Here is a 16384-nt window from a genome sequence, read left to right as displayed (position 1 = left end):
TAAGAGAATTTCTTGTTTTTTACGTCTACAATGCACTCTCTTATTTATTCAGGAGCGATTGCAGGTTGGAAAGGCCACCCAAGCCTTCCTAAAGCAATTTCTCAAATAATAGACCTATATCCAACTGTTGTCAGAAAAAAATGTCTAATCTGCTGCGTACATCTCGTGTTTTAGCCTGGTTCATTCTCACCGGCCTGAGTGTCGCTGTTATTGTTGCCTCCAGCTTCTACCTTTACCTTCGCCCCAACCTGCCGGATGTTGACCAGCTGCTGGACGTAAAGCTGCAGACGCCGCTGAGGGTGTATAGCAAAGACAACAGATTAATAGCAGAATTCGGCGAAAAGAGAAGGGCACCGGTCACAATAGAACAGATCCCTACAATTCAGTTACAAGCCTTTATGGCCGCTGAAGACTCCCGCTTTTACGACCACTTCGGGGTAGACATCAAAGGCCTGGTGCGGGCTGCCATCGAACTGGTCTCCACCGGCGAAATCCAGTCTGGAGGCAGCACCATCACCATGCAGGTTGCAAAAAATTACTTTTTGTCACGGGACCGCACTTTCATCCGCAAGTTCAACGAGATACTGCTGGCACTTCAGATTGAACGTGAACTGAACAAAGAACAGATCTTCGAGCTGTACCTGAACAAGATTTATCTGGGTAACCGGGCCTATGGTATCGCAGCGGCAGCTCAGGTGTATTACGACAAACCGGTTAACGAACTCTCGCTCGCCCAGATGGCCATGCTGGCAGGCCTGCCCAAGGCACCTTCTGCCTATAACCCGCTAGCAAACCCAGAGCGGGCGTTGATTCGCCGGGACTGGATTCTTGGCCGGATGAAAGATCTGGGATACATCAGCGAAGAAGCCTGGGCCCTTGCCAAAGACGCACCTATTACAGCCAGCTACAACACCAGGGAAACCGAAGTTAACGCCGACTACCTGGCCGAGATGGCCCGCGCCGAAATGGTTCGCAGATTTGGCGAGGAAGCCTACACCGACGGCTACAGCGTAACCCTCACCGTGGATAGTGAGAAGCAACAGGCTGCCACCGAAGCCCTGCAGGCGGGTCTGGAAGACTATGACCGCCGCCACGGGTTCCGTGGCGCGATCGGCCAGATTGATGTGAGCGACCTGTCAGGCGACGAAATCTCCCGACAACTGCTCAACTATCCGCAAGTGGAGTCACTGGTGCCCGCCGTGGTTACCCGCATCGACGATGAGGCCGGTGAAGTGCATGCCCAGCTGCGAAGACTGGGCACCGGTATCATAGGCTTCGACACCATGACCTGGGCCAAGCGGTACCGCACCGAAAACCTGACCGGCCCGGAACCGAAAAAGCCGTCAGACGTGGTGAGCGTCGGTGACGTGATTTACACGAAGATCCTGGAGCTGCCGCAGGTCACCGAACTGCCAGAGGCCAATGACGATCAGCCGAAACCCGCAGAAGCCGGTGCCGGCACCCTGAAGGCGGCCCTTGCCCAGGCACCCAAAGTGGAAGGCGCGCTGATCTCGCTGGCCGCAAAAACCGGCGCCATCGAAGCCCTGGCCGGCGGCTACAGCTTCAGCCAGAGCAAATACAACCGTGCCACCCAGGCCCAGCGCCAGCCGGGCTCCACCTTCAAGCCGTTCCTGTATCTGGCTGCCCTGGAAAACGGACGCACACCGGCCACCCTTTATAATGACGCGCCGATTGTTTTCGATGACTCGGAACTGGAAGACACCTGGCGCCCCCAGAATTCATCAGGGCAATTCTACGGCCCCACCACCTTGCGTGAGGGCCTCTATCGCTCACGGAACCTGGTATCTATTCGCCTGCTTCGGGACCTGGGCATTCAGACCACCCTGGATTACCTGGGCCAGCTGAAGGTACCGACCAACAACATGCCATCCAACCTGTCACTGTCTCTGGGCAGCGGCTTGCTGACTCCGATGGAACTGGCCCGCGCCTTCGCGGTTATCGCCAACGGGGGCTACGATGTACAACCGTACCTGATCGAACGCATCGAGGAATCTGACGGCACCGTGGTATACGAAGCACCGGAAACCATACTGTGCGACAGTAACTGCGATCAGCTGGCGGAAAACGAGAACGCCACAGACATCCAGACCGACGAGCTTCCCGATACCAAAGGCATGGCACTGCCCGCCTCTGCAGACGAACCCGAAGGGCCACGGGTAATGCGCCGGCTGGCCGATGAGCGGTCCGTGTACATCCTGCATTCGATCATGCAGGACGTCATCCGCCGGGGTACCGGCCGCCGCGCACTGGTCCTTGAGCGCAGTGACCTGGCGGGCAAAACCGGTACAACCAACGAGCAGAAAGACACCTGGTTTGCCGGCTTCAACCACGACATGGCAACAACCGTATGGGTCGGCTTTGATCAGCCAGCCCCGCTTGGTCGCGCCGAATATGGTGCCAGCACCGCCCTGCCGGTGTGGCTGGATTACATGAAAGTCGCGCTGAAGGATGCGCCTGCCGCCACTATGGACCGGCCAAACGGCCTTGCCAGCATCCGCATTAATCCGCAGACCGGCGAGCGGGCACGTCCGGGAGAGGACGGGGTGTTCGAGCTGTTCAAGGAAGAAGACGTGCCGGCACCGCTTTCTGCAGACGACAATGGCTCCGGACTGAACGGCGAATCTGAAGGCTTGTCACGGCAGATTTTCTGACCGAGAAGCGAAGATACAGACATAAAAAAACCGGCGGGATCTCCGCCGGTTTTTTTTATGAAGCCAGACTACATCGCAATCAGATGATGTCGTCCATGGACTTCAGCGGGTAGTGGGCCGGGTAAGGCAGGCCAGCTACACCGGAGTCTACCGCGGCACGGGCCACAGCAGCAGGAACCACTTCCAGCAGACGAACATCCATCGGCTTGGGAATGATGTATTCCTTGCCAAACTCCAGGCTATCTACACCGTAAGCGGCACAGATTTCCTGGGGTACCGGCTCCTTGGCCAGCTCACGGATGGCGTGAACAGCGGCCACTTTCATTTCCTCGTTGATGGCGGTTGCACGAACGTCCAGCGCGCCACGGAAAATGAACGGGAAGCCCAGTACGTTGTTTACCTGGTTCGGATAGTCAGAGCGACCGGTCGCCATGATCAGGTCATCACGGGTAGCCATGGCCACCGCCGGGCTGATTTCCGGATCCGGGTTGGAGCAGGCAAACACGATCGGGTTCGGAGCCATCTTGGCCAGCTGCTCGGCACCCAACAGGTCCGGGCCGGAGAGACCCAGGAATACATCAGCACCGTCGATAGCGTCGTCCAGGGTGCGCTTGTCCGTCTCGTTCGCGAACATCGCCTTATACTGGTTCAGATCGTCACGACCAGAGTGGATCACACCCTTACGGTCGAGCATGTAGATGTTTTCAGAGCGGATACCGCAGCTGACCAACAGCTTCATGCAGGCGATTGCGGCCGCACCAGCGCCCAGACAAACCACCTTGGCTTCTTCGATTTTCTTGCCCTGCAGCTCAAGGGCATTGATCATGCCGGCTGCAGTTACGATGGCAGTACCGTGCTGGTCATCGTGGAAGATGGGCACATTGCACTTTTCGATCAGAGCGCGCTCGATCTCGAAGCACTCGGGTGCCTTGATGTCTTCCAGGTTGATGCCGCCGAAGGTATCTGCGATACGCTCAACAGTTTCAATAAACGCTTGCGGGCTTTCGGAATTGACTTCGATATCGAATACGTCGATTCCGGCAAAGCGCTTGAACAGTACGCCCTTGCCTTCCATTACCGGCTTGCTCGCCAGGGGGCCGAGATTACCCAGACCCAGGATGGCAGTACCGTCAGAAATAACGGCTACCAGGTTACCCTTGGCTGTGTATTTGTATGCATTCTCGGGGTCCTTCGCGATCTCGCGGACCGGTTCGGCAACCCCGGGGCTGTACGCCAGGGAAAGATCGCGGGCAGTTTCGGTCGGCTTGGTGATTTCAACACTCAGCTTACCCGGCCGCGGTTTGGCGTGATATTCAAGGGCTGCTTCTTTCAGATCTTGAGACATTGCCACTGTTCCGTTTGTCACGTTTAAAGGTAAATACCGCCGGAGCTAGCCAGCGGAGCGCGCCATTATGGCGCGCCCGACCCGAAACGACAAGCCGAAATCGAACATTTTACAATCAGTCAATAGGGCATTTTGCGTATGCAGCAACAAAAGGGCCCAATCTGCAGGCACAAAAAAAGCGCCCGAAGGCGCTTTTTTCAGCATTGCGGCAATGATCAGTCTTTCTTGCCGCCGATCCGGCTGCCGAAACGCTTCTGGAAGCGATCGATACGACCACCGGTGTCCATAACCTTCTGCTTGCCAGTGTAGAACGGGTGGCACTGGGAGCAAACGTCCAGCTGCAGGTCGTGACCAACAGTAGAACGGGTCTTGATCACGTTACCGCAGGAACAGGTAGCGGTGATGTCTTCGTACTTCGGGTGAATACCTTCTTTCATGGCGAACCTCTTTCGGTCATGCCGCTACCTGATCACCCGCCGTAAGGGGCGGTTTCAGCCAGGCACCGCATGTTTGAATCAATTGGAAAGACCGTGCACAATCAAGCCCGGCCAGAAACAGACCGCGAATCTTACTGACAAACCCGGCCACAGGCAAGTATCTTGCTCCCCCGGAACCAGCCCGTAAACTACCGCCGGCGCCATACCGCCCGTTTTCAGGATACGCAGATACCGTGACACGGCCAGCAACTGCCCGCATCGCCCTCAACCGCCCGCTCCGCAGGCTGTTTGACTACCGGGTTCCGGATGGCCTTGAGCTGGCCCCGGGGCAGCGGGTGAAAGTGCCTTTCGGCCGGCAAACCCTGACCGGCCTGGTGGTGGAGACCGGGGTTCAACCGCCTGAAGGCATTACCCTGAAGCCGGTGGCCGAAGCCCTGGAGCCCTGGCCCGCCCTACCCGAAAGCACCTTCCGGCTATTAACCTGGGCCAGCGACTACTACCAGCACCCACTGGGCGAATGCCTGTTCACCGCCCTGCCCCCCGCCTTGCGCAAAGGCCGGCCCGCGCGAGAAAAGCCGGATGAAAGCTGGCACTGCACCGCCAGCGAACCCGCCCTGCCGGCCACCGCGCACCGCCAACGGGCGCTGTTCAATACGGTAAAAGAAGCGCCGGGCATAACCACCAGCGCCCTGGTTCAGGCCGGCTTCAGCCGTGCACAGATTCGCACGCTGGAGCAGAAAGAACTGATACAGCAGGAGGAAGCGATTGCCAGCATAACCACAGCTGCGGAAGCCGACCTGCCCGCTCCGCAGCTGTCACCGGCCCAGCAAACAGCCGCCGCCGGCTTTCCGGAGCGCACCGACGAATTCTCTGCCACCCTTTTATATGGCATTACCGGAAGCGGCAAAACCGAGCTCTACCTGCACTACCTGAAAACCCGCCTGCAGAACAACGAGCAAGCATTGGTGCTGGTGCCGGAAATCAACCTGACGCCGCAAACCCTGGCCCGCTTCCGCCGCTATTTCGGCAACCGGATTGCGGTATGGCATTCCGCCCTGAACGACGGCGAGCGCTTGAGCACCTGGCTGAAAATCCGCAACGGCGAGCCGGTTATCCTGATTGGCACCCGCTCTGCCGTATTGCTTCCGTTTACCGGGCTGCGCACCATCATCGTGGACGAAGAGCACGACAGTTCCTACAAGCAGGGTGAGGGCTTCCGCTATTCCGGCCGGGATGTGGCCGTATACCGGGCCCACCTGAACCAGTGCCCGGTGATCCTGGGCTCCGCCACGCCATCTCTGGAATCCTGGCACAACGCCAGTCAGGGCAAGTACCAGTTAATCCGGCTGGAAGAACGGGCCGGCAACGCCAAGCCTCCGGCGCTAGAGCTACTGGACATCCGCAGCCGGCCACTGGAAGCCGGGCTGTCCCGACCCGTCCTGAATGCCATCAAAGACACACTGGATAAAGGCGAACAGGCACTGGTGTTTGTAAACCGCCGCGGCTTCGCCCCGGTGATGATGTGTTTTGACTGCGGCCACCTGGAGGAATGCCCCCGCTGCGACACCCGCCTGACCTATCACAGGCGGGACAGGGCCATGCGCTGCCACCACTGCGACTTCCAGATGGCCGCCAGCCACACCTGCCCGAAATGCCAGAGCGAAAACTACAAACCTGTGGGCCAGGGCACCGAGCGTACCGAAGACACCCTGGCCGAACAGTTTCCGGACACTCCCGTGGTGCGGGTCGACCGGGACAGCACCCAGCGCAAGGGCAGTATCCAGGCCATATTGAAAAAAGTGAACAGCGGCGAGCCGTGCATACTGGTGGGCACCCAGATGCTGGCCAAGGGCCACGACTTCCCCAACGTGACCCTGGTGTGCGTGGTGAATGCAGACGGAGGCCTGTTCAGCGTGGATTTCCGCGCACCGGAACAGATGATCCAGACCCTGTTACAGGTAAGCGGCCGCGCCGGCCGGGGCGACAAACCCGGCAAAGTACTGATCCAGACCTGCCACAGCGACCACCCATTGCTCAACGCTTTGCACCAGGGCCGCTACGCCAACATCGCCGACCAGCTACTGGCCGAACGCGAAGGCGGCCAACTCCCGCCCTTCCGGGCCATGGCCATCCTCCGGGCCGAAGCGGACACCATGCAGCACAGCCTGCAACTGCTGGACACCCTGAAACCCATGGCGCAAACACCGGGCATAGAAGTATGGGGTCCGCTACCAGCCGTCATCGCCCGCAAGGCCGACCGCCACCGGGCCCAGCTGGTACTGGTGAGCGACAGCCGGGGCCAGCTGAACCGGCTACTGAGCCATATATGCCAACACCTGGACCAGACCAAACTGCCCACCAGCACCCGCTGGATGGTGGATGTAGACCCGCAGGAAACCGGCTGAGCTGGAAAGCTTTGAAGTGCGACACAGCGCACGCCCTGCAAAACGTTACAATCTTTTGCAGAAAACTCGCGCCGTAATCATTGCCTTTTCACCGACTGTGCTATGATTTTCAGCAAACTATAGAAGAATTCTGTAACAACACCTAAGGTTGCGGTTCTCGTGCAGGGAATGCGCAGCGAAAAGGCTTTTGCTGTAACGAACACTGGAGATATAAAAATGTCAGGGAAATTCCTTGCGCGTGCGTCGGCGTTGTCGCTGGCTGTATTTTTGGCGGCTTGTGGGGGGGGATGATAGCTCGTCTCCACTCGCACCCATAGATGATGGTGCCGATAACGGCGATCAGAACTCAGCCCCTGTCACAAACCCAGGTTCCGGCACCGACACTGATTCTGGTTCAGATGCCGGCAACGATGGTGCAGACGGTTCTGGGACAGACAACGACTCAACCACCGTCTTTCACATTGGAACCGAGACAGGCGATGCTTTCGTGCGCGGGGAAATTTCTGCAAATACGAATACCCTGACGATTGGCTCCGAACAATTTGGCAGCTCAATTTTGACGCTGAATATCGTGGACTCAAGTCAAGGTAACGCTCTGGCGAAAGTCTCAGAGAACAGCGTCAGCTTTTCATCTCAATGTTCTGTCGCCTCTAGTCCCGAAACAGGCCCCTGGGCATCATTTGGTTCTGAGCAAGTTCCGGGCTCGGAAGGTGTTATCAACACGATCTACACTCCAACAGAGCAGTGCCTTAAAAATAATGGAGGCAAAGACGTCATCACCGCGCGCCTCAACGGCGACGATGACAATACGGCAACTATTGAAATTAATCTTCTCGATCAGGCTAATGCACCTTCCGTTGCATTAGGCTTTTTTGATGGAGCCAATTTCATCGACAAGGAAATTGGCCTGTCCCAAGACACTCTTGTTGTAGGACAAAACTCAGCCCACACAGTCGACTTATCGCTGTCGCTAGTCGACCCATCGAAAGGCAATGAGCTGGCAACCAACAGCAGTGCTTCCGTCTCCTTTAGCTCTGTTTGCGCGTTATCCGGCTATGCCAGCGTAACCCCTTCCTCAATCCCACTCTCTGAAGGCAAGGTGCTTGCGTCATACACGGCCAGCCTCGAGTGCTTCGAAGCCAACGGCGGTGAAGATGTAATCACCGCCAAGGTAGAGGGCCAAGACGATCTTGAAGCTACAGCAACAATAACCCTGGTAGAAAAGCAAACAGCTATTGGATTCTTTAATGGCTCTACCTTTAATAATGGCCAGATTCAGTTCATTGGATCGGCCACTGCCGGGACTAGCGCACCGATCTCTGTTTCTATTGTGGACCTGAGCACTCCTGCACCTCATTCGTTGGTAAAATCATCCCAGAACTCAGTCAGCTACTCGTCCACCTGTTCACGGGCGGGCTGGGCAAATTTTGCTCCCCAGAGCATCTCTGGAGATGATGGCCTCGCCCCTACTACCTACACTCCGTCTGAAGATTGCGTCTCAAACAACGGTGGCGTGGACAAGATTACTGCCAAGCTGAACAACAGTGACGAAATAATCGCCGAAGTAGATGTTACAGTCGTATCCGGCTCTTCCACCACAACCTCCCTCGCCTTTGGTGCTTTTACCACCACCGCGACTGATCCGACTCCTAGTTTCCGGGAGGGCATGGTTGCTGTAGCGCACGACACCGTTTCTGTTGGCGAAGCAACCCCAATTTCAGTCTCTATCGTTGACCCGAACAATGCGTATGCCTTAGTAAAAGATAGCGACACAGAGGTTTCCTTCTTCTCGGTTTGCTCAGTATCCGGACAAGCTACATTTAACCCTGTCACTGTCCCGGGCTCTGAGGGTAAGGTTCTCTCTACTTACACCCCCTCTCAAGAGTGTCTCGATGCTTATGGCACCGACACTATCCGAGCTAAATTAACCGCAGGAGATCAAACCTTCACCGCTGAAGCCGTCGTAACACTTCAAAGTGAAGCATCGGCGCCGGATGCAACTCTGGCTCCGTTGCAGGCAACCCCTTCCACCCTGACAGTTGGCGATAGCGCTACCATCACCACTCGCATCATCGATCCTGAAACAGGTGATTTGATCAAGCAAAGCAGCAATTCGGTCAGCTTCTCGTCTGCTTGCTCGGTCGCTGGCGCAGCTTCCTTCAATCCTGCATCGGTTTCTGGTTCGGAGGGCGTGATCTACACCAGCTACACAGCCACCGAAGCATGTCTGGAACTTAGCGGCGGGGAGGACGTCATCACGGCACGACTGAACAGCTCGGATGACATACAAGAAAGTGTCGCCATCGCCCTGACATCCCAGCCCCCGGCCACAGATCCTGCTTTGGGGTATACCGATTCTTCAGGAAACTTTGTTGCTGGTGAAATCAAGGTCACACCATCAACCAATCTGATTATAAGCGACCCGGAAAATGGCCAGGCTAGCGTAGCACTCACGATCGCTGACCCTAATAACGCCGACAATCCTTTGGTGGGCGAAACAAGTAATATCACCTTTTTCTCGGCCTGTATTTCTTCCGGCTGGGCCTCTATGGACAACCTCGAGGTATCCACCGAAGCAGGAGAAGTCCGCGCGATCTATACGCCGGGTTCACAGTGTATTGGCGAAGATACCCTCTACGCCAAACTGAACGATGACAGTGAAAAGCTTGCAAAAGTAACTTTCACTAACACTCCGATTGTTCCGCCCGCCGAACCTGTCATTGAGGTGGGCTCCCTCGATGCCGGCGGCACTTTCCAGCCCGGAGTAATCCGTGTAACGAACCCGGCCCTGACTTTGGACGCTAACGGAGTAGCCTCAACAGACCTGATCGTCAACATTCAGAGCGATGGCGAACCAGCGAGTGCCACTCCTTACAGCGCCGAGTTCACATCCATGTGCATAGACGCAGGCCGAGCCTCTGTAACTGGCACAAACACCACGACAAGTGGCGCCATTCTGGCAACCTACAATGCCGCCCCGGACTGTCTGGGCACGGACAACGTGGTGGTTTTCCTTAATGGCGACAGCACACTGAAAGCCAGCGCAGACATCATTGTGTCTGACACCAAGCTAGCCATCGGTTCTTATGATGGCGCGGAACTGTTCACAGACAGCCTGGCTGCCAGCAAATCTGAGCTGGATTACAACACCGAAGCCGAGCCAAGCACCGACATCCGCTCAGTCATCGCCAAGGTTGATGATGCCGGTAACTTCATTGAGCAGCTAACCGGCTTCGAGAGCTCTATCGAGTTCTTCTCTACCTGTCTGGATTCTGGCCTGGCCACGATTGACACTACCGGCAACACAGAGTCAGGGGAGCTGATTAGCACGTACCGGGCACAAGGCTGCGTTGGCGAGGACACCATCTACGCCCGAATTGGCGGGACAGATACTTTTGCATCCACAACGGTCAATATTGCAGCCAAAGAAGGCCAGGAGCTGGCACTTGGTTACTTTGACGAAGCAGGTGCGTTTAATGCTCGCGTAATCGGCAACTCTCGGGACACCGCCTTGCCTCTGGGCGTTCAGACCAAACTCTATCTGTCCATCGCCGATGCCGTGACTGAAACTCAGGTAAAGGGGCAGCCGCTGACAGTGGAGTTCACTTCCCAGTGTGGTGAACAACCCGGAGCGACCGCATCTCCGCTCTCCGCCGATAATGCATCTGTTAGCCTTGGCTATATCGAGATTCTGTACACAGCGCAAAACTGCGGCTCACAGACCACAGATCTGGTGCGAGCAGAGCTGACCGGAGTCGATGGCTTTACCGCAACAGCTGAAGCCACTATCGAACTGGCCGATCTGCCGGCAAACTCTTTGACAGCCGGGCTGCCTGAGCCGAACTCGATTGCACCGTCCTGGTATTCCACGGAAGACCGTGAGACTACATCCACACTTCGTGTTCAGTTGAAAGACAACCAGAACAACGGTGTCGATGGTGAAGTCATAAACTTCACCCTTGATAATCCCGGAGCAGTTGATGTAGCCGTGCTAGAACCTGTAGACGGTGGTGAAACTGACAGCAACGGCTTCGCCGAGGTTAAGATCAAAGCCCTCGACGGTTTCGACAATGTGGTCTTCAGGGTTATTGCCAGCTACACAGATACTAAGGGTAACCTGCTGGAAGCCTATTCCGCCCCGATTGCCGTGAACTCGAAACTGCCGGTTGCTGGAAAATTCTCAATCAGCACAAGCAACTTTGCCCCGGACACACAGGGCATAGACGGCGTAAAAGTACAGCTGACTGTGCTGGCTGCGGATGAGCAAGGCAACCGCATACGTGGCAATACGATAGTGAATTTCCATACTGACCAAGGTTCCATTGATCCAGAGTGCATCCTGGACAACGATGGTCGCTGCACTGTCACATGGGAGAGCCTCGAGATAAACAGCTCCAATGCTGCGGAAAAGTTTGCCACTGTAACCGCCTACACGCACGGCAGCCTTGTTGGCGATCCAACTAGCCCCGAGCCCACTGGAAGGATTGAATCCAGCGTACAAATGCTGATGTCGACTTCAGATTTGGAAGATGTTCAGCTATCTCCCGCAACAATGCCAGCAACAGGCGGAGCATTCTGTGCAGAGACCTGGGTTGATCTTCTTGGCAATGGCGCTAAAAACTCACCGCCTGTCGGGACGCAGATCGCCTTTGAAGTTCAGGGGGGCACTCTGTTCCCGGCAAGTAGCAGTACCTTCACACTTGGCTCATCCGGCAAGCTGTTGAACGAGGAACCTGTACCCGCTGACCCTAATGTGGAAGGGTATTCCTTCATCGCCTGTACTTATGTGGAGCCGGACCTGACGTCGACCGACCCGCTCCGCCTTACAGTTACAGCGACACCACCAAACGGACAAGCTAAGACTGATCGCGCAGATTAACGCGCACTATCCAAAAAGCCCGGCCACAGCGCCGGGCTTTTTGCTTACACCCCAACTTTCCGCGATAATACGCCCCTTCTGATTTCAACGGGCGCCCTGCCCTGTATCCATTCTCCTGAACACCGAGTCATCTGACGCATGAAAGAGACCGTATCCGAGCTTCTCCAGTCTGCACTGGCCGCCCTGCAATCCGAAGGCACCCTGCCGGCTGACCAGACCTTTACCCCGCAGGTAGGTAACACCAAGGACAAATCCCACGGCGATTACGCCTGCAACATTGCCCTGATGGCTGCCAAGGCGGCTGGCTGCCCGCCGCGAAAGCTGGCCGAGGCACTGGTGGCAGCGTTGCCGGAAAGCGCGGCCGTGGAGAAGGTGGAGATTGCCGGGCCGGGCTTTATTAACTTTTTCATGAGCACCGCCAGCGCGTTCGGCATTGTGAACAACATTCTGGATGAAGCAGAACAGTTCGGCCGTAACAACACCGGCCAGGGCGAGAAGGTTCAGGTGGAGTTTGTGTCTGCCAACCCCACCGGCCCCCTGCACGTGGGCCACGGCCGTGGCGCCGCGATTGGCGACTGCCTGTGCCGCCTGCTGGAAGCCAACGGTTACGATGTTACCCGTGAGTTCTACTACAACGACGCCGGCGCCCAGATCAACAACCTGGCCCTGTCGGTTCAGTCCCGCGTTAAAGGCCTGACCCCAGAAGACGAAAGCTGGCCGGAAGACGGCTACCGGGGCGACTACATTGTCGACGTAGCCAACGCCTATATGGCCGGCGAAACCGTGATTGCCGACGACCGGGAAGTGACCGCCAAGGCCGACCCGGACGACCAGGACGCCATCCGCGAATTCGCCGTGGCCTACCTGCGCCGGGAGCAGGACCTGGACCTGAAAGCCTTTGGCGTTCAGTTCGATGTGTATTTCCTGGAATCGTCCCTGTACGAAGATGGCAAAGTAGAAGCCACCGTTGAGCGCCTGAAAGCCAACGGCTACACCTACGAACAGGACGGCGCCATGTGGCTGAAAACCACCGAGTTCGGCGACGACAAAGACCGCGTGATGCGCAAGAAAGACGGTGGCTACACCTACTTCCTGCCGGATGTGGCCTACCACCTGGACAAGTGGCAGCGTGGCTTTACCACCGTGATCAATGAACAGGGCGCGGACCACCACTCCACGGTGACCCGTGTACGCGCCGGCCTGCAGGCACTGAAAGCCGGCATCCCCCAAGGCTGGCCGGACTACGTTCTACACCAGATGGTGATGGTGACCCGCTCCGGCCAGGAAGTGAAAATCTCCAAGCGCGCCGGCAGCTACGTTACCGTGCGCGACCTGATCGACGAAGTCGGCCGCGATGCCACCCGTTTCTTCCTGGCGGCGCGCCGCGTGGATTCCCAGTTAACCTTCGATATCGACCTGGCCCGCTCCCAAACCAATGAAAACCCGGTGTATTACATCCAGTATGCCCACGCCCGGATTTGCAGCGTACTGCGCAAGCTGGCCGCCGAAGGCGTACAGCGGGGCATGAACGAGTGTGTGGGCGATTTGAGCCTGCTGACCCTGGATGAAGAAAAAGAACTGGCCAACCAGCTGGCCAAGTACCCGGAGCTGATTGCCAATTCCGCCGCCCAGCGCGAGCCGCACCACCTCACCCACTACCTGCGTGAGCTGGCCGGGCAGTTCCACACCTACTACAACGCCCACAAGGTGTTGATTGAAGACACAGCCCTGCGGGACGCCCGTGTGAGCCTTTACCTGGCGGTACGCCAGGTGATTGCCAACGGCCTGGACTTGCTGGGCGTGAGCGCACCGGAAGAGATGTAAGCCGGCCATGGCCAGAGACTACGCCAAAAAGGATCGCCCCGCGGGCAAAGGCGCCGCTGCCCCCAGGCAGAAGGCTGCCGCCCGCAAGGCACCAAAATCCAAGCGCAGCGCCCCTGCGCACAGGCAGCACGGGAGTTTGTCCTTGAAGTGGGTTCTGTCTCTGGCCGCCGTCGGTGGCTTTATCGGTTTTATTGTTTACCTGAACACCCTGCCTGCAGGCCCGGAAGCGCCGAAACAGGCAGCACCGGCCCAGCAACAAGCAAACCCTGCGGCCACCAAGGCCAGGCAGGATGCTGCCCGGCAAAAAGAGCAGAATTTCCGCTTCTATGAAATGCTGCCGGAATCCGAGGTGGTGCCGCCGAAAGTACAGGAGTACACCCCGGGGCCGGCCAAAACGGCGTTCGACTACATCCTCCAGTCCGGTTCCTTCCGCAGCAAGGAAGACGCTGAGCGCCAGCGCGCCCAAATCGCGTTTCAGGGGCTACGCGCCCACGTTCAGCAGATCACACAGGATAATGGCGGAGTCTGGTACCGGGTGAATGTCGGGCCGTTCACCTCACGCAGCCAGATGAATTCGGCTGTGGACAAGCTGGTGTCCATCAATATCCAGCCCTTGGTGCGTAAGGTTCCCAAAGAAGGCTAAGCTCGGGTGCATGGGGCAGGTTTGGGGGAGGCTTTCCAAAAACCGCTCCTTGCGGCACATCCATGTGGCGCTTCTGCTCCGCCATCCATGGCTCCGCACATTTTTGGAAAGCCTCCCCCAAACCTGCCCGCAAACTCTTGCGCGACCTTCGGCTCAAACAAACCGCTCCCAAGCCCGCTCTCCGGCAAACGCCACTTGAATTACCGCGAAACGTCTCCATAAAACCAAAATGAAAATTTGATACAGGCAACTGGAGCCATAATGACTACGATCGTATCCGTCCGTCGTGACGATGAAGTCGCCATGGGAGGTGACGGCCAGGTTTCTCTGGGCAACACCGTCATGAAAGGGAACGCCCGCAAAGTTCGCCGTTTGTACAACGGCCAGGTTATTGCCGGGTTTGCCGGTGGCACTGCAGACGCCTTCACCCTTTTTGAACGCTTTGAAGCCCAGCTGGAGAAACACCAGGGCAACCTCACCCGCGCGGCGGTGGAGCTGGCCAAAGACTGGCGTAGTGACAGGGCCCTGCGCAAGCTGGAAGCCTTGCTGGCCGTCGCCGACAAGACTGCGTCGCTGATTATTACCGGTAACGGTGATGTCATCGAGCCGGAACAGGGCCTGATTGCCATTGGTTCCGGCGGGGCCTTTGCCCAGGCGGCGGCGCGGGCACTGCTTGAGAATACCGATATGAGCGCCCACGAGATTGCAGAGAAGGCGCTGGAGATTGCCGGCGACATCTGCATCTACACCAACCAGAACCGCACTCTGGAAGTGCTGCCCATCAAAGACTGACCGGAGCGACCATGTCTGCAATGACTCCCCGTGAAATCGTTCACGAACTTAACAAACACATCGTGGGCCAGCAGGAAGCCAAGCGTGCCGTGGCCATTGCCCTGCGTAACCGCTGGCGCCGGATGCAGCTGGACAGCAGCCTGCGTGACGAGATTACCCCCAAGAATATCCTGATGATCGGCCCCACCGGTGTGGGTAAAACCGAGATTGCCCGCCGCCTGGCGAAGCTGGCCGACGCGCCCTTCCTGAAGGTAGAAGCCACCAAGTTTACCGAAGTGGGCTACGTGGGCCGGGATGTGGAGTCCATTATCCGGGACCTGGCGGATATGGCTGTGAAGATGCTCCGTGAGAAGGAGATGAAACGGCACGAAAACCGTGCCCTGGACGCGGCCGAAGACCGCATTCTGGATGCCCTGCTGCCGCCGGCGCGGGATTTCAACGAAGACAGCCAGCGTACCAGCAACGATTCCGCCACTCGCCAGATGTTCCGCAAGAAACTGCGCGAAGGTGAGCTGGACGACAAGGAAATCGAGATCGACCTGCGCAGCAGCGGCGCCGGCGTTGAGATTATGGCGCCTCCCGGCATGGAGGAGATGACCAACCAGCTGCAGAGCATGTTCTCCAACCTGTCTTCCGATAAGCGTAAGACCCGGAAAATGAAGGTGGCAGACGCCCTGAAACTGGCCAAGGACGAGGAAGCCGCCAAGCTGGTGAACGAGGAAGAGATCAAACAGAAAGCCCTGTTAGCCGTTGAGCAGAACGGCATCGTGTTTCTCGACGAGATCGACAAGGTGGCCAAGCGTTCCGAGAACACCTCGTCTGATGTCTCCCGCGAAGGCGTACAGCGCGACTTGCTGCCGCTGATCGAGGGCAGCACCGTAAGCACCAAGTATGGTGCCGTGCGTACCGATCACATCCTGTTCATCGCCTCCGGTGCGTTCCACCTGTCCAAGCCGTCTGACCTGATTCCGGAACTGCAGGGCCGCCTGCCGATCCGGGTAGAGCTGCAAGCGCTGACCCCGGACGACTTCAAGCGCATCCTGACCGAGCCGGACGCCTCTCTGGTGCAACAGTATGAAGCCCTGATGGGCACCGAAGGCGTGAAACTGACGTTCGCAGACGATGCGATTGCCCGCATTGCGGAAGTGGCCTACAAGGTGAACGAAACCACCGAAAACATCGGCGCCCGCCGCCTGCATACGGTGCTGGAACGCCTGCTGGAAAGCCTGTCGTACGATGCCGGCGACAAGGTTACAGAGGTGTTCGAAGTCACCGCCGCCTATGTCGACGAAAAACTGGGCGAGCTGGCCGAAGACGAAGACCTGAGCCGGTATATCCTTTGACATCCTCGCCCACCTGAAGGAAGGCGATTCCTACGGCGCTCAGT

At 57.5% G+C, this 16384-nt stretch carries 9 protein-coding genes; 7 read left to right on the top strand and 2 right to left on the bottom strand.

The annotated features are described in order from the left end of the window. The first annotated feature begins 140 nt into the window (after nucleotides 1-140). Nucleotides 141-2672, top strand: coding sequence for a penicillin-binding protein 1A (locus tag LWH94_RS05920; RefSeq protein ID WP_232901532.1), 2532 nt, complete (start codon nucleotides 141-143; stop codon nucleotides 2670-2672). Between the two features lie 79 nt (nucleotides 2673-2751). Here LWH94_RS05920 and LWH94_RS05915 read toward each other — a convergent pair whose 3' ends face one another. After that, nucleotides 2752-4017 (bottom strand): malic enzyme-like NAD(P)-binding protein, encoded by a 1266-nt coding sequence (locus tag LWH94_RS05915; protein ID WP_022990122.1) that lies wholly within the window; start codon nucleotides 4015-4017, stop codon nucleotides 2752-2754. A gap of 215 nt (nucleotides 4018-4232) precedes the next feature. Then, a complete protein-coding gene (gene rpmE, locus LWH94_RS05910) occupies nucleotides 4233-4454 on the bottom strand; it encodes a 50S ribosomal protein L31 (RefSeq protein ID WP_022990121.1) in 222 nt (73 codons plus the stop codon). A 233-nt stretch (nucleotides 4455-4687) separates the two neighbouring features. Between rpmE and LWH94_RS05905 the strand changes: the two genes are divergently transcribed. The 6 genes from LWH94_RS05905 to hslU all read left to right on the top strand — a co-directional run bounded on the left by LWH94_RS05905 (nucleotide 4688) and on the right by hslU (nucleotide 16340). Beyond that, nucleotides 4688-6859 (top strand): primosomal protein N', encoded by a 2172-nt coding sequence (locus tag LWH94_RS05905; RefSeq protein WP_232901531.1) that lies wholly within the window; start codon nucleotides 4688-4690, stop codon nucleotides 6857-6859. A 232-nt stretch (nucleotides 6860-7091) separates the two neighbouring features. Further along, nucleotides 7092-11738: a hypothetical protein gene (locus LWH94_RS05900; RefSeq protein ID WP_232901530.1), complete on the top strand. Its 4647-nt coding sequence runs from the start codon at nucleotides 7092-7094 to the stop codon at nucleotides 11736-11738. Between the two features lie 138 nt (nucleotides 11739-11876). Then, the gene (argS, locus tag LWH94_RS05895) at nucleotides 11877-13562 is read left to right on the top strand and encodes an arginine--tRNA ligase (RefSeq protein ID WP_232901529.1); all 1686 of its coding nucleotides are present in this window, start codon (nucleotides 11877-11879) and stop codon (nucleotides 13560-13562) included. Between the two features lie 7 nt (nucleotides 13563-13569). Beyond that, on the top strand, nucleotides 13570-14205 hold the full coding sequence (locus tag LWH94_RS05890) for an SPOR domain-containing protein (RefSeq protein WP_232901528.1): 636 nt from the start codon (nucleotides 13570-13572) through the stop codon (nucleotides 14203-14205). Nucleotides 14206-14466: 261 nt separating this feature from the next. After that, a complete protein-coding gene (hslV, locus tag LWH94_RS05885; RefSeq protein ID WP_022990117.1) occupies nucleotides 14467-14997 on the top strand; it encodes an ATP-dependent protease subunit HslV in 531 nt (176 codons plus the stop codon). Nucleotides 14998-15008: 11 nt separating this feature from the next. Further along, entirely contained in the window at nucleotides 15009-16340 is a 1332-nt protein-coding gene (hslU, locus tag LWH94_RS05880) for an ATP-dependent protease ATPase subunit HslU (protein ID WP_058341517.1), read from the top strand. Nucleotides 16341-16384: the final 44 nt, after the last annotated feature.

The sequence above is a fragment of the Marinobacter sp. G11 genome, from assembly GCF_021282325.1.
GTDB classification, from domain to species: domain Bacteria; phylum Pseudomonadota; class Gammaproteobacteria; order Pseudomonadales; family Oleiphilaceae; genus Marinobacter; species Marinobacter vinifirmus.
The sequence above is the reverse complement of the archived record's forward strand: the minus strand, read 5'-3'. Positions and strand labels throughout refer to the sequence as shown.